Source organism: Streptomyces chengmaiensis, assembly GCF_029846775.1.
GTDB lineage: Bacteria > Actinomycetota > Actinomycetes > Streptomycetales > Streptomycetaceae > Streptomyces > Streptomyces chengmaiensis.
In genome coordinates this window covers 57,619-74,647 of record NZ_JARWBG010000003.1, presented here as the reverse complement: position 1 = coordinate 74,647, position 17,029 = coordinate 57,619, and the positions used below count along the sequence as shown (strand labels likewise).

Genomic DNA, 17,029 nt, shown 5'->3' with positions numbered 1-17,029 from the left:
CGTCACCCCGGCCCCTCTAGAGTGGACAGATCCCCCTGTGGCAGCCCGAGTTCGCGGGCGCGCAGCACCCGGCGCATCACCTTGCCGCTGCGGGTCTTGGGCAGGTTCTGGTCGAACGCGATCTCCCGCGGCGCCACCGCGGGCCCCAGTCTGCGTCTGGCGAAGGCGATCAGCTCGCGCTCCAGGACCGGATCCGGTCCGTATCCCGGCCGCAGGGAGACGAAGGCCTTGACGATGGAGCCGGCCAGCGGGTCCGGGCGGCCGATGACCCCGGCCTCGGCGACGGCCGGGTGCTCCATCAGCGCGCTCTCCACCTCGAACGGGCCGACCAGGTGTCCCGCGGACTTGATGACGTCGTCCGCGCGGCCGACGAACCAGAACCAGCCGTCCCGGTCCTTTCTGGCGAGGTCCCCGGTCAGATACCAGCCGTCGGCGAAGCAGGCCTCGTAGCGCTCCCGCTCGTGCAGATAGCCGCGGAACATGGAAGGCCAGCCGGGCCGCAGCGCCAGCTCCCCCGTCACCTCGGGTTCCTCGACGACGCGGACCCGTCCCCCGGCCAGGCGGGCCCGCCCGTTCTCGCCCCGCTCCAGCACCGCGGCCTCCACTCCGGGCAGCGGTCTGCCCATGGAGCCGGGCCGGATGTCGCAGGCGGCGAAGTTGGCGATCATGATCGATCCGGTCTCGGTCTGCCACCAGTTGTCGTGGACGGGAAGTCCCAGCGCGTCCTGCCCCCACCGGACCGCCTCCGGGTTGAGGGGTTCTCCGACGCTGGCGACGAACCGCAGAGCCGACAGGTCGAACGTGTCCTGAAGCGTGCCGGCCCCCTCGCGCGGGGCGCCGCGCATCAGCATCCGGACCGCGGTCGGGGCCGTGTACCAGACGGACACCTTCTGCTCGGAGAGGATCCGGTACCAGCGGCGGGCGTCAAACTCCCCCTCGTCCACCACCAGCGTGACGCCGTGGGTGAGGGGCGCGACGACGCCGTACGACATCCCCGTCACCCACCCCGGGTCGGCGGTGCACCAGTACACGTCCTCCGGGTGCAGGTCCAGGGCGAAGCCGGCGGTGGCGTGGTGGGCCACCACCGCGTCATGGACGTGCACCGCCCCTTTGGGGGCGCCTGTGGTGCCGCTGGTGAAGTGCAGCAGGGCCATGTCCTCGGGGTCCGTCGCCGGGACCGTGAAGTGCTGGGGCGCCGCGTCCATGAGCGCCGTCCAGGACAGTGTGTCCGCGGGCTGCTCGGTCACCGGGCCCACGAGCAGCACATGCTCCAGCTCCGGCAGCCGGGGCCGCAGCTCCGCGACCTTGCGCCGGTACAGGGCCTCGGTGGTGACCAGGACGCGTGCGTTGCCCAGCTCCAGCCGGCTGCGCACCGGCTCGGGCCCGAACGCGGAGAACAGCGGGCACAGCACGCTCCCGGCGCGCAGCGTCCCCAACACCGTGGCGTACAGCTCGGGGCAGCGTCCGAGCAGAGTGAAGACCCGCTCCTGGCGGGTCACTCCGAGCCTGTGCAGAACATGGGCGAACCGTGAGGTGAGGCGTGCCAGGTCGCCGTAGGTGTACGTGGTGACCGAATCGTCCCGGCCGATGCAGCGGAGCGCGGGCCGCCCGCCGCGACCGGCGGCGATGTGCCGGTCGACGGCCTCGTAGCCGATGTTCAGCCCTCCGCCCGGCAGGCCCGCCATGCGGGAACGCGCCCGCTCCCAGGTGAACTCCGCCCTGGCGAGGCCGTAGTCCCGCAGGTTCGGGGGCACGCGGGGCCGCGACGGCTTGTGGATGATGTCCTGGCCCATGGCCGGGGCCCCTTTCCTCCGCTTCCTGGCGCGCCTCCGGTTCCTTTCAGCATTCACCAGGTCGCCGGTGTGCGCCCGGCGGTGCGACGGCGGTGGCCGGCACGTCCCGCGAACGGCCCAGTCGGCCGGCAGGCGCGTGCGGCCGAGCTCACCGGGCCACGACCTCCTCACCCGGCCACGACGTGCGCCGCCCGGCGGGGGGAGTGAGCAGGGAGTCGTCGATGCGTGCGGTGAGGCGGTCGACCACCGACACCACTCCCTCGAGCTGCGCCGTCAGCTTCACCAGGAGGGGGATCTGGCTCTGCCGCTCCACCTCTCCCTCCAGGGTGACGGTCCCGTCGACGACCCGGATGCCGACCGAGTCGGGTGGCAGCCCCAGGACGCCGGTCACGACCTCCTCGAGCACCCGGAGGCGGATCTCGGGGTCGGGGCGCAGGAAGACCCGCAGCAGGTCACGCCGGGTGACGATGCCGACGAGGCGGTCCTCGTCGTCGACCACGGGGAGCCTCTCCACCCCGCGCCGCACCATGGTCCGGGCGGCCTGGGCGACGGTGTCGTCGGCATGCACGGTGACGGCGGGTGCGGACATCAGCCGTCCGGCGGTGAGGGCCTCCTGCTCGCCGTCGTCCGGCCATGCGGCGGCCGCGGCGGCGTGCCAGGGCGTGCGGCGTTCCGGTCCGGCGTCCTCGGCCGAGGCCTGCCGCAACAGAAGATCGCTCTCGGAGACGACCCCGAGGACCCGGTCCTGCTCGTCCAGCACCGGAAGTCCGCTGATGTCGTGTTCGGCGAGTTGTTTGGCGACGTCCTTGAACGGAGTCGACGTCACCGCCGAGACGACCTCGTCGGTCATCAGGCTGCCGACCTTTCTGTGCTTCATCGTCGCTCTCCCCGTCGAATCCAAGCCGCACGGACACTCATCCCCGAACGCCGTTCATCCCCGGACGCCATCCGTCCCATGGACACCCTCCATCGGTCTCCGCCACGGCATCGAGGGCCGAACGGTCCCGTGCCGGGACCGACAGGGCCGGGTGAAGAGGGCCGATGAGGCACTGCGTCAGGCGGCCGGGCCGGCGGGCTCGTCCGCGGTGTCGTCCCGGGCGTAGGAGAGCCGGTCGACGACGTCCACGACGCCGTCCACGCTTGCGCACAGACGTACGGCGACGGGGATCAGGCTCCGGCGGTCCAGGGTGCCGCTGAGGGTGACCCTGCCGTCCGCGACCTCGATGCCCAGCGCGGAGGGCGGCAGGCGGAGCGTCCGGGTGAACACGTCCTCCAGGATCTCCTCCTGGATCGCCCGGTCCCGGCGCAGGAACAGCTGCAGCAGGTCGCTGCGGCTGAGCACCCCGATGAGCAGGCCGTCGTCCGATACGACGGGCAGACGCTTGACCCTGTTCCGCTCCATCACCCGGGCCGCCCGGACCGCGCTCCACCCGGGCCGCGCCACCACGGCGGGGCTGGACATCAGCCCCTCGGCGGTGTCGGGGCCGCCGTCCTCCGCCGTCTGCCTGCGCACCAGGTCCGCTTCGGACACCACGCCGAGGGGGCGACCGTCCGAGTCGACCACCGGGACGGCGGTGATGTCGTACTCGTCGAGCAGGCGTGCGATCTCCTTGAACGTGGTGCCGCGCTGGACGACGACCGCCTCGGGTGTCATCAGATCGGCCACACTGCGGTGCCTCATCGCCGGACAGTCCCTTCCGCACCCCGGGGGAGGCGGCCGCCGGCCCGGTTGCGCGGGGCGCTGCCCGCGTGCGGCGGCTCGACGTCCAGGCCGAGGTTGTCGTACACGTAGCCGATCGTCTGGTGCACCGCGACCACGCCGTCGACGGACTGGCACAGCCGCTCGATCACCGGGATGTCGGCCCTCTCCTCGACCCGGCCGGTGAGCGTCACCACACCGTCCCGGACCGACGCCTCTACGGCGCCGGGGCGGAGCCCCAGGGTCCGCTCCAGCACATCCCGGCGGATCTCGTCGTGGATGGCGTGGTCGTGGCGCAGGAAGGGGCGCAGCAGATCGCTGCGGCTGACGATGCCGACGACCTTCCCCGTCTCGTCGATCACCGGCAGCCGTTTCACCCCGTTGCGGTCCATCGTCCTGGCCGTCTCGACGATGTTCCACCCCGGCCGCGCGGTGACCGCGGGCGAGGTCATCAGCCCCTCGGCGGTCTCGGCGTCGGCCCGTGCCCGGTCCGGCGGAACAAGCCTGAGCCGGGCCAGACGTCCCTCCGGGTCCGGCAGACTCGCCGCCTTGTGCAGCAGATCCGCCTCGGACACCACGCCCAGGGGCCGGCCCTCGTCGTCGACCACCGGGACGGCCGTGATGTCGTTGTCGTGGAAGAGCCGGGCGATCTCCTTGAAGGACGAGCCGGGGCGCGCGCTGACGACCATGCGTGTCATGACCTCGGAGACGGTGCGGTGCTGCATGTCCTCACTCCCTCGTGGAGCGTGGGAGACCCTGGAGATCCACTGTCCGTCGCCGCGGCCGCCGGACGGCAGAGCCGAACGGCCCCGTAATGGGACTCATCGCCCCATGACCCGCCGCCCGCCGTGATCAGCCGTGCGCGCCGGGCTCCCGGCCGGGGGAGGGTGCCGCGCGCCTCCCGGGTCAGTACCTCCACCGGTACGCCGCCGCCACCTGCTCGTCGTCCAGACCCGCCACGGCCTCGATCTCGCCGAGCCGTACGGCGGTCACGGCGTCCGCCAGGACGGGCCCCAGCGCTGCGCGGAGCTCCTCGTCCCCGCGGAACGCCTCGACCGCCTCCCCCAGCGACGTCGGCAGGCGGCGCACTCCGCGGGCCGCCGCCTCCGCGTCGTCGAGCCGTGCGGGATCTCCGGTGATCTCCTCGGGAAGCGCGGCGGACGACGCCACGCCGTGCAGCCCGGCGGAGATCAGGCAGCCGAGCGCCAGATAGGGGTTGGCCGCCAGGTCGACCGGCTTCACCTCCAGGTTCGCCGCCCGGCCCGCACGACCCGGCGCGCCCGTGATGACCCGCACCGCGGCCTCCCGGGTCTCGTGCCCCCAGCAGGTGAAGACCCCGGCCCACTGCGACGGCCGCAGCCGCAGATAGCTCGCGGGGCTCGGCGCGGTCACGGCCGTGAGAGCCGGGAGGTGCGCCAGCACCCCGGCGGCGAACGCCTCCGCCTCCGCCGTCATCGCGTACCGGCGGTCGCCGCCCGCGTGCAGGTTCACTCGGTCGCGCCAGGCGGAGAGGTGCACATGCCCGCCGTTGCCGACCCCCTCGGCGCGGACCGCGGGCGAGAACGAGGCCCGCAGGCCGTGGCGCAGCGAAACGGCCCGGATGGTCTGCCGCACCAGGACGCTCCGGTCGGCCGCGGCCACCGGGTCCAGCGAGCCCGTGGAGACCTCGAACTGCCCGGCCGCGTACTCCGGGTGCAGCTGGTCGACGTCGACGCCCTGGGCCGCGAACGCCGCCATCAGCTCGGCGGCGTAGTCGCTCAGCTCGACCAGGCGGGTCGCCCCGTAGGCCGGCCCCAGGGCGGCGGGCACGAACGAGTCCCCGGGAGCCGACGCCTGCCCGACCGCCCACTCGACCTCGACGGCCGCCCGGAACGTGATGCCGTGGACCCGGGCGGCGTCCGAGACGATCCGGCGCAGCGCGGTGCGGCTGCACCCGGGGTGCCGGTCGCCCTCCTGGGTGATCCGGTCCACCGGCGCCCACGCCCAGCCGGGCTGCGCGGCCAGCACGACCAGCCGGCCGAGATCCGGGTACAGGCGCAGATCCCCGTCCGGCGAGCCGAGCACATCGGTGGAGACGATCGCGTCGTCCGCGAGGAACGTGTCGAACACCGGCGACATCCCGACGCCCCACGCCGCCGCCGCGGCCAGCTTCCCCGCCGGGACGGCCTTCACCCGTGCGATGCCGGCGGTGTCGACATACGCCAGCACGACGCCGTGCACACCCCGCTCGGCCAGCTCCGCGCTCAGCGCGGCGGCCCGCTCGGCGTCGCCCGGCCGCCCGCCGGGGACCGGGTCGTCATGGGTGGTCATACGCCCTCCTCGGCGAAACCCCACGCGGCTGACCTGCCCAGCATGCCCGGCCCGGCCCGGAGCGACGCCCGCACCGCGCCCGCACCGCCGTCGTCTCACGGAAGCATGAGGCCGGGGCACCCCGTGAAGGAGCGAAATGACATGGGGTTAGCATATGAGCGCCGCCTAGCTCGAAAGATAATCCTGTGACTGTCAACGACGACTCGTTCACCAACTGGAAGACCCGCGAGGAGATCGCGGAGTCGATGATCCCGATCATCGGGAAGCTGCACCGCGAGCGGGACGTCACCGTCCTGCTGCACAGCCGCTCCCTGGTGAACAAGTCGGTGGTCAGCATCCTCAAGACCCACCGGTTCGCCCGGCAGATAGCCGGAGAGGAACTCTCGGTCACCGAGACGATGCCGTTCCTGCAGGCGCTCACCACGCTCGACCTCGGCCCCGCGCAGATCGACATCGGCATGCTCGCCGCGACCTACAGGGCCGACGACCGCGGTCTGACGGTGGCGGAGTTCACCGCCGAGGCCGTCGCCGGCGCCACGGGCGCCAACAAGATCGAGCGCCGTGAGCCGCGCGACGTCGTCCTCTACGGCTTCGGCCGCATCGGCCGCCTCGTCGCCCGCCTGCTCATCGAGAAGTCCGGCTCCGGCAACGGCCTGCGGCTGCGCGCCGTCGTCGTCCGCAAGGGCAGCGGCAAGGGCGCCGAAGATCTCGTCAAGCGCGCCTCGCTGCTGCGCCGCGACTCCATCCACGGCCAGTTCCAGGGCACGATCACCGTCGACGAGGCGAACGGCACGATCGTCGCCAACGGCAACGAGATCAAGGTGATCTACGCGAACGACCCGTCGGAGGTCGACTACACGGCGTACGGCATCAAGGACGCCATCCTCATCGACAACACCGGCAAGTGGCGCGACCGCGAGGGCCTGTCCCAGCACCTCCGCCCCGGCGTCGACAAGGTCGTGCTGACCGCGCCGGGCAAGGGCGACGTCCCCAACGTCGTCCACGGCGTCAACCACGACATGATCAAGCCGGACGAGCAGATCCTCTCCTGCGCGTCCTGCACCACCAACGCGATCGTCCCGCCGCTGAAGGCCATGGCGGACGAGTACGGGGTGCTGCGCGGCCATGTCGAGACCGTCCACTCGTTCACCAACGACCAGAACCTGCTGGACAATTACCACAAGGCAGACCGCCGCGGCCGCTCCGCGCCGCTCAACATGGTCATCACCGAGACCGGCGCCGCCTCCGCCGTCGCCAAGGCGCTCCCGGACCTCAAGGCGCCCATCACCGGCAGCTCGATCCGCGTCCCGGTGCCGGACGTCTCGATCGCGATCCTCAGTCTGCGGCTCGGGCGCGAGACCACCCGCGAGGAGGTCCTCGACTACCTGCGCCATGTGTCGCTGACCTCGCCGCTCAAGCGCCAGATCGACTTCATCAGCGCCCCCGACGCGGTCTCCAGCGACTTCATCGGCTCGCGCCACGCCTCGATCGTGGACGCCGGCGCCACCAAGGTCGACGGCGACAACGCGATCCTCTACCTGTGGTACGACAACGAGTTCGGCTACTCCTGCCAGGTCATCCGCGTCGTCCAGCATGTCTCCGGGGTGGAGTACCCCACCTTCCCGACCCCGGCGGTCTGATCTCGCCGTACGGCCCGGTCCGCCGCCCCGGCAGGGCGGGGCGGCGGACCGCTCTTCGGCACGGGCCCGGCTGAACCGCTGCGCGTCGCCGCGGCGGAGACGCCCACCGTGCTCGGCGTCGGCGGCGGAGACGCCCACCGTGCTCGGCGTCGGTCCCGACGCCGTCTCCGCGGTCTCGGCACGGCCTCGGGCCGGAGTTCTCAGCCGGTCCGCAGGACCGCGCCCAGCGCCTTCCGCAGCGCCGCCTCCGGATCCGCTGAGGAGCCCGCCGCCCGCCATGCCACGAACCCGTCCGGGCGTACCAGCACCGCTCCGTCGGCCGTCGTGCCGTGGGCCTGTGCCCAGTCGGCCGCCGCGGCCGGCCCGCCCCGGCCGCCCGCCGCGCCTGCCGTGCCCGCCTCGTAGACCAGGTCGGCGCCGGCCCCCTCCCCGATCCGGTACGACGTCAGCGGCGTTCCGTCGCGCTCGGCGATGCGGAGGGCGGCCTCGTGCCATCCCGCCGTGCCCCGGGCGTCGCTGAGCAGCACGAGGGAGCGCTCGTACAGATCGAGCGTGGAAAGCCGCCCGCCGGGGCCGCGCAGCCACATGTGGGGGGCCCGGCTGCCCGGCTGGCCGGTGAGCCGGACGTCCTCGGGCACCACCGGGCCGGCCGGATCGGCCCCCACGACGGCGCCCCGGGGGTAGCGGTAGGCGAGGACGACGTTGAGGATGCCGCCCCGCTTGTTGCCGCCCATGCCGGGAGGCGGCGCGAAGCCGGGGTGGCTGTGCTCCACGGAGCGGGCCGAGGCTCGGGCGCTGGTCGCCAGGGCCACCGGCCTGCGCTCGGCGTCGTAGGTCTCCAGCAGGCCGGGCCCCGCCGAGCCGTCGAGGACGGCCGCCAGCTTCCACGCGAGATTGTGCGCGTCCTGGATGCCGGTGTTGGAACCGAACGCACCCGTCGGGGACATCTCGTGAGCGGAGTCCCCGGCGAGGAACACCCGGCCGACCGCGTACCGGTCGGCGACGCGCTCGGCCGCCCGCCAGGACGCCTTGCCGGTGATGTCCACATCGAGGTCCACAACCCCGGTGGCCCGGCGGATGTGCTGCCGGAGCCGTTCCTCGGTGAACTCCTCCAGGGTCTCGCCCTGCTCCGGGTGCCAGGGGGCGTGGAAGACCCAGTGCTCCTTGTTGTCGACGGGCAGGAGGGCTCCGTCGGCCTCGGAGCCGGTGAGGTAGCAGCAGATGAAGCGCCGGTCGCCGACCGCGTCGGCGAGCCGGCTGGAGCGGAAGGTGACGCTCACGTTGGCGAACAACTCGCCGGGCCCGCTCTGCGCGATGCCGAGCCGGCTCCGGACCGGACTGCGCGGACCGTCCGCGGCGACGACGTAGTCCGCCCGCACGGTGTACCGCTCCTCGGCGGCGCGGTCCCGTACGAGGGCCGTCACTCCGTCGGCGTCCTGCTCGAAGGACTCCAGCTCGTGGGAGTAGCGCAGCTCGCCGCCGAGTTCGCGCGCATGGTCCAGCAGTACGGGTTCCAGGTCGTTCTGGCTGCACAGGCACCATGCGGTGGGGCTGAACCTGGCCAGCCCCCCACCGGGGTCGATGTGTCTGAACAGCCACTCTCCCGCGTCGCCGACCAGGGTCGGGGTCTGCAGGATGCCGTGGTTGTCCGCGAGCAGCGAGGCCGCGGCCTTGATGTCCGGCTCGACTCCGGCCACCCGGAGGAGTTCCATCGTCCGGACGTTGTTGCCGCGTCCGCGCGGGTGGATCGAGGTGCCGGAGTGCCGTTCGACGAGCATATGGCGCACACCGAGGCGGCCCAGGAACAGGGACATGGACAGGCCCACCAGGGAGCCGCCGACGATGAGGACGGGAACCCGGTGGTCGGCTTTCTGATGCATCGAATTCTCCAGGGGGCGGGAGTGCGCGGGTAGGGCGCGTTGGAGTTTCCATGCCCTGTGGGAGCGGCTCCGTGCGCCCAATCACCCGCGTGGTCCACGCGGGTCGCGCGTTCCCCGGGGACCGGCACAGGATCGAGGAACGCCCGTGCCACCCGCACTTGGCGTCGGCGTCCGCCCCCGCGAAGGAGATGTGTGCAGGATGACCACTACGTCCGAACGTGAATCGGAAGCGCTGCCCCGACAGGCGCCCACACGTGTCTCCCAGTCCGTCTTCGACGGCTCCCGGCTCCGGGTCGTCCTGCTGGTCGAGGTCCACGACGGAGCCCAGCAGCAGTTCCTGGAGGCGTACGAACTGCTGTGCAACCAGGTTGCCTCCGTTCCCGGCCATGTCAGCGACCAGCTGTGCCAGTCCATCGAGAACCCCTCCCAATGGCTCATCACGAGCGAGTGGGAGAGCGCCCCTCCGTTCCTCGCCTGGGTGAACAGCGAGGAGCACGTGCGGATGGTGGAGCCGCTGCACGCCTGTGTGCGCGACACCCGGTCGCTGCGCTTCCACGTCGTCCGCGAGACCGGCGGCGAAGCGGCCGGCGCCCGGTCCGCGCAGCGTCGGCTGCAGGCCTCCCCGCGCATCGGGGACGGCGTGATCCGACATGCGCTCACCTTCACGGTGAAGCCGGGCAGCGAGGCCGAGGTGGCGAGGATCCTCGCGGAGTACGCCTCGCCCCAGGCGCGGGTCGACGACACCACACGGCTGTGCCGCACCTCCCTGTTCATGCACGGCAACCGGGTCGTCCGGGCCATCGAGGTGCGGGGCGACCTGCTGGCGGCGCTGCGCCATGTCGCCCGGCAGCCCGAGGTGCGGGCCGTCGAGGAGGCTCTCAACCCGTTCCTCGAACAGCAGCGGGACCTCGACGATCCGGAGTCCGCACGGATCTTCTTCACCCGGGCGGCGCTGCCGGCCGTGCACCATGTGACGGCGGACGAACTCCCGGGGGCGGAGCGGCACGCGCTGTACTACCCGGCGAAGTCGGGCTGCGGGATGCGGCTGGCCGAACTGCTCGCCCGACAGGACGAGGCGGCGGCGGACGACCCGCACGGCCCGGTCGTGCGCAGCACGATCTTCCAGCGTGACGACGTGGTGGTGCGGCTGGCCGACGTACGCGGCGTCGATCCCGCCCTGGCGGTCTCCTCCCAGAACCCCAAGGTGAAGGCGCTCCTCGACAGCGAGGCCGTCTCCATGGACCTCGTCACCGACCGCCGCTCGGCGGACGCCTGACCCGCGGCCGCTTCCGCACGTCGACGCAGCACACCTTTGGAGACATTGTGATCAAGTCCCGTCCCAGGATCGTCGATCTCAGCGAGGTCACACCCAACGTCCGGCGCGGCGGCGATCTGCGCGCCATGCTCACCCCGTCCACGGTCGGCTCCACCAGCGGCTTCATGGGGGTGGCGATCGTGCAGCCCGGAGACCGCATCGGCGAGCACTACCACCCGTACTCGGAGGAGTTCGTCTACGCCGTCTGCGGTCGGCTGGAGGTCGACCTGGACGGCGAGCCGTACCCGCTCCAGCCCGAGCAGGGGCTGATGATCCCCGCCCATATGCGCCACCGCTTCCGCAACGTCGGCAACGTGGAGGCCCGCCTCGTCTTCCACCTCGGCCCGCTGGCGCCGCGGCCGGAACTGGGCCATGTCGACACGGAGGAGACCGGCGCCGCCGCGGCGGTCGGGGCGGAGGCGGCGCCCGCGGGCGCCGGGCAGGCGGCCGGACGACGTCGGGTGGGCCCGTGACCCGGCGCGTGGCCGTCACCGGGATAGGAGTCGTCGCCCCGGGCGGCGTCGGGGCGCCGGCGTTCTGGGATCTGCTCACTGCCGGTCGCACCGCCACCCGGGGCATCACCTTCTTCGACCCGGCCGGCCTGCGTTCGAGGATCGCCGCCGAGTGCGACTTCGACCCGGCGGCCCAGGGGCTGGACGCCGAGCAGATCGCACGGTCCGACCGGTACATCCAGTTCGCACTGGTCGCCGGGGAGGAGGCGGTGCGGGACTCCGGCCTCGATCTCGCCCGGGAGAACCCCTGGCAAGTGGGGGTCTCCCTGGGCACCGCCGTCGGCGGCACCACCCGGCTGGAGCAGGACTACGTCCTGGTCAGCCATGGCGGGCAGCGCTGGGACGTCGACCACCGGGAGGCGCGGCCCGAACTGCACCGGGCGTTCTCGCCCAGCACGCTCGCCTCTGCGGTGGCCGAACGGTTCGGCGCGTGCGGGCCGGTGCAGACCGTCTCCACGGGGTGCACCTCGGGGCTCGACGCGGTCGGGTACGCCTTCCACACCATCGAGGAGGGCAGGGCCGACGTGTGCATCGCCGGCGCGTCGGACTCGCCGATCTCGCCGATCACCATGGCCTGCTTCGACGCGATCAAGGCCACCTCCCCCAACAACGACGACCCCGCGCACGCCTCTCGTCCCTTCGACGCCGCCCGCGACGGGTTCGTCATGGGCGAGGGCTGCGCGGTGCTCGTCCTGGAGGAGCTCGAACACGCCCGGGCCCGCGGCGCGCGGGTGTACTGCGAGATCAGCGGCTACGCCACCTTCGGCAACGCCTACCACATGACCGGTCTGACCAGCGAGGGCACGGAGATGGCCCGGGCCATCGAGGTCGCCCTCGACCACGCGCGGCTCGACGGAACGGCGATCGACTACGTCAACGCGCACGGGTCGGGCACCAAACAGAACGACCGCCATGAGACCGCCGCCGTGAAACGGGCCCTGGGGCCGCACGCCTACGACACTCCCATGAGCTCCATCAAGTCCATGGTGGGCCACTCCCTCGGGGCCATCGGGGCGATCGAGGTCGCCGCGTGCGTGCTGGCCCTGGGCCATCAGGTGGTGCCGCCGACCGCGAACTACGAGACCCCGGACCCCGAGTGCGACCTGGACTACGTTCCGCGCGTCGCCCGTGAGCGGAGGCTGAACAGCGTGCTCTCCGTGGGCAGCGGGTTCGGCGGCTTCCAGTCCGCGGTGATCCTTACCCGGCAGAGGGGGAAGACACCATGAGCGAAACGAGTCCGAGGCGCGCGGCAGTCACCGGAATCGGTGTGGTCGCGCCCAACGGAACCACTGCCGAGACCTTCTGGAAATCCACCCGGGAGGGCATCAGCGTCCTCGACCGGGTCACCCGCGACGGCTGCGGACACCTGCCGCTGCGGGTGGCCGGCGAAGTCCGGTCCTTCGACCCGTCGGCGGCGATCGAGGAGCGGTATCTCGTCCAGACCGACCGGTTCACGCACTTCGCGATGGCCGCTGCGGATCTCGCGCTGGACGACGCCCGGCTCGGCCGGTCGGACTCCGACTGCGAGCCGTTCTCCATCGGCGTGGTCACCGCGGCCGGTTCCGGGGGCGGCGAGTTCGGGCAGCGGGAGCTGCAGCAACTGTGGGGAAAGGGAAGCCGCTTCGTCGGCCCCTACCAGTCCATCGCCTGGTTCTACGCCGCCAGCACAGGCCAGATCTCCATCCGCCGCGGCTTCAAAGGGCCCTGCTCGGTGGTCGCCGCCGACGAGGCCGGCGGCCTGGACGCACTCGCGCACGCGGCACGGGCGGTGCGGCGGGGGACGGATCTGATGGTGGCCGGATCGACCGAGGCGCCGCTCGCCCCCTACTCGGCGGTCTGCCAGATCGGCTACGGGGAACTGAGCACCGCCGGTGAACCGGACCAGGCCTACCGCCCGTTCACCAGCGGAGCCTGCGGCTTCGTGCCCGCCGAGGGCGGCGCCATGCTCGTCGTGGAGGAGGCGGAATCGGCCCGGGAACGAGGCGCGCGGGTACGGGCCTTCATCGCCGGACACGGGTCTACGTTCACCGGCGCCTCCCGCTGGGAGCAGTCCCGGGAGGGCCTCGCCCGGGCCATCCGCGGCGCGCTGGACGAGGCCCGCTGCGCCCCCGAGGAAATCGACGTGGTCTTCGCCGACGCTCTGGGCGTGCCGGAGGCGGACCGCGCCGAGGCGCTGGCCATCGCCGACGCCCTCGGCGCGCACGGCCGGCGGGTGCCGGTCACGGCTCCCAAGACCGGCATCGGCCGGGGCTACTGCGCGGCGCCCGTGCTGGACGTCGCCGCAGCGGCGCTCGCGATGGAGCACGGCGTGATCCCGCCCACCCCCAATGTGTTCGACATCTGCCATGACCTCGGCCTTGTGACGGCCCGGGCGCAGGCAGCCGAGCTGCGCACGGCGCTGGTCCTCAGCCGGGGGCTGATGGGCTCGAACTCGGCGCTGGTGCTGCGGCACCGCGCCGCCGACGCCCCGTAGGGGGGCGTCACAGAGCAAGGGAAAGGAATCACATGAGTGACCGCATCACCGTGGAAGAGCTGGCCGAACTCATGAAGGGCGCCGCCGGAGTCACGGTCGCCCCGGATCGTCTCCGGCAGGAGGCCGACTCCGGCTTTGACACCTTCGGAATCGACTCGCTCGGGCTGCTCGGCGTCGTGGGGGAGCTGGAGAACCGGTACGGCACGCCGCTCCCTCCCGACGCGGAGCGCTGCAAGACCCCCCGGGAGTTCCTCAACCTCGTCAACAGCGCCTTCATGGCAGGAGCGTGACATGGCAGGGCACACCGAGAACGAGATCACCATCGCCGCGCCGCTGGACCTGGTCTGGGACATGACCAACGACGTGGCGAACTGGCCGCGGCTGTTCAGCGAGTACGCCTCCGCCGAGATCCTCTCCCGGGAGGGGAACAAGACCACCTTCCGGCTGACCATGCACCCCGACGAGAACGGCACCGTGTGGAGCTGGGTCTCGGAGCGGGAGACCGACCGCGACGCGCTCAGCGTGCGTGCCCGTCGTGTGGAGACCGGGCCCTTCGCCCATATGAACATCCACTGGCGGTACGAGGAGGTGCGGAAGGGCACCCGCATGGTCTGGACGCAGGACTTCGAGATGAAGCCGGACGCGCCGGTCGACGACGCGTGGATGACCGACAACATCAACCGGAACTCGAAGGTCCAGATGGCGCTGATCCGGGATCGCGTCGAGCAGGCCGCGGCGGACCGCCGTCCCGTGCCGGCGCCGGCCGACTGAGCCGGACGGAGGACAGGACGATGGGCCACACTCTGATCGTCGCCCGTATGCTCCCGGGATCGGCCCAGGACATCGCCGAGGTGTTCGAGGAATCCGACCGCGGAGAGCTGCCCCGCCTCGTGGGGGTCTCCCGGCGCAGCCTCTTCCAGTTCGGCGACGTGTACCTGCACCTCATCGAGTCCGATCAGGACCCGGAGCCCGCCATCGCCAAGGTGGCCGGCCACCCCGAGTTCCGCGCCGTCAGCGAGCGGCTGTCGGCGTACGTCACCGCGTACGACCCCGCGACCTGGCGTTCGCCGAAGGACGCGATGGCACGGTGCTTCTACCACTGGGAGCGCGACTGAACCGCGAAGGAGCCGTCCGGCCCGAGGTCGCCGGGCCCGCGTGCGCCGCGGGCCCGGCGAACCGTCGGTCCGCGGACGTCCCAGTGGTGATCAACCGTGCACGGTGCAGTCGAACGCGTGCAGGTGGGGGTTGACCTGGCGGATGGCGTCGATGACGAGGCCCGCGTCGGTCAACCGGCTGGCCAGGCTGTCGGCAGTGTGCTTGGCCCCGCCGACGTTGAGGAGCAGCAGCAGGTCCATGGCCGTGCTGAAGCGCATCGAGGGGGTGTCGTCGACGAGGTTCTCGATGACCACGACCCGGGCCCCCGGGCCGCCCGTCCGGACGATGTTGCCCAGCGTCCTGGCCGTGCTCTCGTCGTCCCACTCCAGGATGTTCTTGACGATGTAGACGTCGGCCCTGACCGGGACGGCCGCCCGGACGTCGCCGGGGACGATGCGGGAGCGGTCCGCGAGGTCGCCCTCACGCAGCCGCGGCAGGGCGTTCTCGACCACCCGGGGCAGATCGAGCAGGCTGCCCTGCATCGACGGGTACTTGTCCAGAAGGCTCGCCAGCACATGCCCCTGGCCGCCTCCCACATCCGCCACCGACGTGCTGCCGGACAGGTCGAGGAGCGCCGCCACGTCCTGCGCCGACTGCCTGCTGGACGTCGTCATCGCGCGGTTGAAGACATCGGCCGACTCCGGGGCGTCCTCGTTGAGGTAGGCGAAGAACTCCTTGCCGTACAGGTCCTCGACGACGTTCCGCCCGGAGCGCAGCGCCTCGTCCAGCCTCGGCCACGCGTCCCAGGTCCACGGTTCGGTGCACCACAGCGAGATGGAGCGCAGGCTGTTCGGATCGTCCTCGCGCAGCAGGCGGGACATGCCGGTATGGGCGAACGTCCCGTCCTCCTGCTCGGCGAAGACGCCGTGGCAGGACAAGGCCCGCAGCAGCCGGCGAAGCGGCCCGGGTTCGGTCTTCACCGCCGCGGCGAGGTCCTCCGCCGTCATGGGGGAGTCCCCGAGGGCGTCGGCGACGCCCAGCCGGGCGGCCGCCCGGACGGCGGCGGCGCATGCCGCGCCGAAGACGAGTTCCCTCAGCCGCATCGACGGCGGCGGAGCGGTTTCAGCGGTCGTCACGTGCCGCCTTCCCTTCTTGGCTTGCGAGCCTGCGCATGGCTGACCGGCCGGCCGGTCAGCACAGTCCCGCGGGCTTGGATGTGCTGCAGTGGTTGCCGTCGAACGTGTTGCCCTGGCCGGTCTCCGTGTTGACGAGGTCCGCAGGGGCGTTGCCCCGGAGCGTGTTGCCGCTGACCCGGTTCCGCTCGGTGGCGGCGCCCACGAGACTCTTGAACACGACGATCCCGCCGGACAGCGGGGAGGCGCCCACGTTGTCCGTGATCAGGTTCCGCGCCACCAGGGTGTCCTCGGCGCCGGTCAGGACGATGCCCGACCCCTGGATGGCGGGCAGCCGAGTGGACTCCGGGCAGTACTTGTTGTTCTTGTCGATGTGGTTGTCCCGCACGGTCAGGGCCCCGGCGCTGGGCTTGTTCTCGTCCCCGACGACGAACATCCCGGCGCAGTTGCGGGTGAGGTGGTTGTTTGCGACGGTGAGGTTCCTCAGCCGGCGGACGGTGAGCCCGATCCGGTTGCCCTCGAGCCGGTTGTGCTCGACCACCGTTCCCCCGGTGTCCATGGCCCCTTCCTCGGCTTTGATCGTGTTGGCGAGAAAGAGCCCCGCGTCGCCGTTGTCCCGGGCGGTGTTCTGCCGGAACAGACTGCGCACGGAGCGCTCCTGGGCGATGCCCCACACGCCGTTGTCCACCGCGATCACGTTCCGCACGGTCAGCCCGTCGGTCGCGAAGGCGCTCACACCGGTCCCGGTGAAGCCGGTCACGGCCAGGGAGGCCACGGTGACGTCCTCGAGGCGGCGCTCCTTCGTTCCGGTGACGCAGATGCCGTTGCCGTCCTCGGCGCACTTGTTGGCTGCCTTGTCCGGTCCCGGCTCGATCACGGTGCTCCGGCCCATGCCGCGCAGCGTCAGCCCGGGTGTGCGGACCTCGACACTCTCGCGGTAGGTGCCGGGGGTGAGGAGAACGATGTCCCCCGGCTGAGCGGCGTCGACAGCCTCCTGGATGGATTCCCCCGGACTGACCACGTGGATGGGGTGGGCGCTCGCCTCCGGGGCGGCGCCGAGCCCGGCGCCGAGGAGCGCTGCGGTGCACGTCAGATACGCGATACGGTATTTCGACATATTTCGTACGGTAGGGCCGGGTGGCCCTCGGGATGGGCGGATGGGCCATACGACGGCGTGTC

Annotated in this window: 16 protein-coding genes; 8 read left to right on the top strand and 8 right to left on the bottom strand. The window is 72.0% G+C overall.

Going from position 1 to position 17,029, the window contains the following annotated elements:
* Nucleotides 1-2: 2 nt before the first annotated feature.
* The 5 genes from acsA to QCN29_RS03655 form a co-directional block, all read right to left on the bottom strand.
* Nucleotides 3-1,793 carry an acetate--CoA ligase gene (gene acsA / locus QCN29_RS03675; RefSeq protein ID WP_279926211.1) on the bottom strand — a complete coding sequence of 597 codons (1,791 nt, stop codon included), beginning with the start codon at nucleotides 1,791-1,793 and terminating at the stop codon, nucleotides 3-5.
* A 148-nt stretch (nucleotides 1,794-1,941) separates the two neighbouring features.
* Nucleotides 1,942-2,670, bottom strand: coding sequence for a CBS domain-containing protein (locus QCN29_RS03670; RefSeq protein WP_279926210.1), 729 nt, complete (start codon nucleotides 2,668-2,670; stop codon nucleotides 1,942-1,944).
* A 177-nt stretch (nucleotides 2,671-2,847) separates the two neighbouring features.
* Nucleotides 2,848-3,474, bottom strand: coding sequence for a CBS domain-containing protein (locus QCN29_RS03665; protein ID WP_279926209.1), 627 nt, complete (start codon nucleotides 3,472-3,474; stop codon nucleotides 2,848-2,850).
* Nucleotides 3,471-4,217 carry a CBS domain-containing protein gene (locus QCN29_RS03660; protein WP_279926208.1) on the bottom strand — a complete coding sequence of 249 codons (747 nt, stop codon included), beginning with the start codon at nucleotides 4,215-4,217 and terminating at the stop codon, nucleotides 3,471-3,473. The genes QCN29_RS03665 and QCN29_RS03660 overlap by 4 nt, the downstream gene beginning before the upstream one ends.
* 181 nt (nucleotides 4,218-4,398) lie before the next feature.
* The gene (locus QCN29_RS03655; RefSeq protein ID WP_279926207.1) at nucleotides 4,399-5,802 is read right to left on the bottom strand and encodes a glutamine synthetase family protein; all 1,404 of its coding nucleotides are present in this window, start codon (nucleotides 5,800-5,802) and stop codon (nucleotides 4,399-4,401) included.
* Between the two features lie 185 nt (nucleotides 5,803-5,987).
* On the opposite strand from QCN29_RS03655, the gene QCN29_RS03650 reads away from it, so the two are divergent.
* Nucleotides 5,988-7,442 (top strand): glyceraldehyde-3-phosphate dehydrogenase, encoded by a 1,455-nt coding sequence (locus QCN29_RS03650; protein ID WP_279926206.1) that lies wholly within the window; start codon nucleotides 5,988-5,990, stop codon nucleotides 7,440-7,442.
* A gap of 200 nt (nucleotides 7,443-7,642) precedes the next feature.
* Here the strand turns inward: QCN29_RS03650 and QCN29_RS03645 are convergent, their stop codons facing one another.
* Nucleotides 7,643-9,322, bottom strand: coding sequence for an FAD-dependent oxidoreductase (locus QCN29_RS03645; RefSeq protein WP_279926205.1), 1,680 nt, complete (start codon nucleotides 9,320-9,322; stop codon nucleotides 7,643-7,645).
* 199 nt (nucleotides 9,323-9,521) lie between these two features.
* Here QCN29_RS03645 and QCN29_RS03640 point away from each other — a divergent pair, with 199 nt between their 5' ends.
* From QCN29_RS03640 to QCN29_RS03610, 7 genes are read left to right on the top strand one after another with little or no spacing between them, the layout of a single operon-like run.
* Nucleotides 9,522-10,598, top strand: coding sequence for a SchA/CurD-like domain-containing protein (locus QCN29_RS03640; protein ID WP_279926204.1), 1,077 nt, complete (start codon nucleotides 9,522-9,524; stop codon nucleotides 10,596-10,598).
* A gap of 47 nt (nucleotides 10,599-10,645) precedes the next feature.
* On the top strand, nucleotides 10,646-11,110 hold the full coding sequence (locus QCN29_RS03635) for a cupin domain-containing protein (RefSeq protein WP_279926203.1): 465 nt from the start codon (nucleotides 10,646-10,648) through the stop codon (nucleotides 11,108-11,110).
* Nucleotides 11,107-12,375 carry a beta-ketoacyl-[acyl-carrier-protein] synthase family protein gene (locus tag QCN29_RS03630; RefSeq protein WP_279926202.1) on the top strand — a complete coding sequence of 423 codons (1,269 nt, stop codon included), beginning with the start codon at nucleotides 11,107-11,109 and terminating at the stop codon, nucleotides 12,373-12,375. The genes QCN29_RS03635 and QCN29_RS03630 overlap by 4 nt, the downstream gene beginning before the upstream one ends.
* The gene (locus tag QCN29_RS03625; RefSeq protein WP_279926201.1) at nucleotides 12,372-13,622 is read left to right on the top strand and encodes a ketosynthase chain-length factor; all 1,251 of its coding nucleotides are present in this window, start codon (nucleotides 12,372-12,374) and stop codon (nucleotides 13,620-13,622) included. The genes QCN29_RS03630 and QCN29_RS03625 overlap by 4 nt, the downstream gene beginning before the upstream one ends.
* 32 nt (nucleotides 13,623-13,654) lie before the next feature.
* The gene (locus tag QCN29_RS03620; protein WP_279926200.1) at nucleotides 13,655-13,912 is read left to right on the top strand and encodes an acyl carrier protein; all 258 of its coding nucleotides are present in this window, start codon (nucleotides 13,655-13,657) and stop codon (nucleotides 13,910-13,912) included.
* 1 nt (nucleotide 13,913) lies between these two features.
* Nucleotides 13,914-14,393: an SRPBCC family protein gene (locus QCN29_RS03615; RefSeq protein ID WP_279926199.1), complete on the top strand. Its 480-nt coding sequence runs from the start codon at nucleotides 13,914-13,916 to the stop codon at nucleotides 14,391-14,393.
* Nucleotides 14,394-14,413: 20 nt separating this feature from the next.
* Nucleotides 14,414-14,737, top strand: a complete 324-nt coding sequence (locus tag QCN29_RS03610) for a TcmI family type II polyketide cyclase (protein ID WP_279926198.1) — start codon at nucleotides 14,414-14,416, stop codon at nucleotides 14,735-14,737.
* Nucleotides 14,738-14,827: 90 nt separating this feature from the next.
* On the opposite strand, the gene QCN29_RS03605 is transcribed toward QCN29_RS03610, so the two are convergent.
* On the bottom strand, nucleotides 14,828-15,853 hold the full coding sequence (locus QCN29_RS03605; protein ID WP_279926197.1) for a methyltransferase: 1,026 nt from the start codon (nucleotides 15,851-15,853) through the stop codon (nucleotides 14,828-14,830).
* A gap of 55 nt (nucleotides 15,854-15,908) precedes the next feature.
* Nucleotides 15,909-16,967 (bottom strand): right-handed parallel beta-helix repeat-containing protein, encoded by a 1,059-nt coding sequence (locus QCN29_RS03600; RefSeq protein WP_279926196.1) that lies wholly within the window; start codon nucleotides 16,965-16,967, stop codon nucleotides 15,909-15,911.
* Nucleotides 16,968-17,029: the final 62 nt, after the last annotated feature.

Bases quoted from the DNA above. Each gene is read 5' to 3' on its own strand.
- acsA (WP_279926211.1), bottom strand. From the start codon at position 1,793: ATGGGCCAGGACATCATCCACAAGCCGTCGCGGCCCCGCGTGCCCCCG.
- QCN29_RS03670 (WP_279926210.1), bottom strand. From the start codon at position 2,670: ATGAAGCACAGAAAGGTCGGCAGCCTGATGACCGACGAGGTCGTCTCG.
- QCN29_RS03665 (WP_279926209.1), bottom strand. From the start codon at position 3,474: ATGAGGCACCGCAGTGTGGCCGATCTGATGACACCCGAGGCGGTCGTC.
- QCN29_RS03660 (WP_279926208.1), bottom strand. From the start codon at position 4,217: ATGCAGCACCGCACCGTCTCCGAGGTCATGACACGCATGGTCGTCAGC.
- QCN29_RS03655 (WP_279926207.1), bottom strand. From the start codon at position 5,802: ATGACCACCCATGACGACCCGGTCCCCGGCGGGCGGCCGGGCGACGCC.
- QCN29_RS03645 (WP_279926205.1), bottom strand. From the start codon at position 9,322: ATGCATCAGAAAGCCGACCACCGGGTTCCCGTCCTCATCGTCGGCGGC.
- QCN29_RS03640 (WP_279926204.1), top strand. From the start codon at position 9,522: ATGACCACTACGTCCGAACGTGAATCGGAAGCGCTGCCCCGACAGGCG.
- QCN29_RS03625 (WP_279926201.1), top strand. From the start codon at position 12,372: ATGAGCGAAACGAGTCCGAGGCGCGCGGCAGTCACCGGAATCGGTGTG.
- QCN29_RS03620 (WP_279926200.1), top strand. From the start codon at position 13,655: ATGAGTGACCGCATCACCGTGGAAGAGCTGGCCGAACTCATGAAGGGC.
- QCN29_RS03615 (WP_279926199.1), top strand. From the start codon at position 13,914: ATGGCAGGGCACACCGAGAACGAGATCACCATCGCCGCGCCGCTGGAC.
- QCN29_RS03610 (WP_279926198.1), top strand. From the start codon at position 14,414: ATGGGCCACACTCTGATCGTCGCCCGTATGCTCCCGGGATCGGCCCAG.
- QCN29_RS03600 (WP_279926196.1), bottom strand. From the start codon at position 16,967: ATGTCGAAATACCGTATCGCGTATCTGACGTGCACCGCAGCGCTCCTC.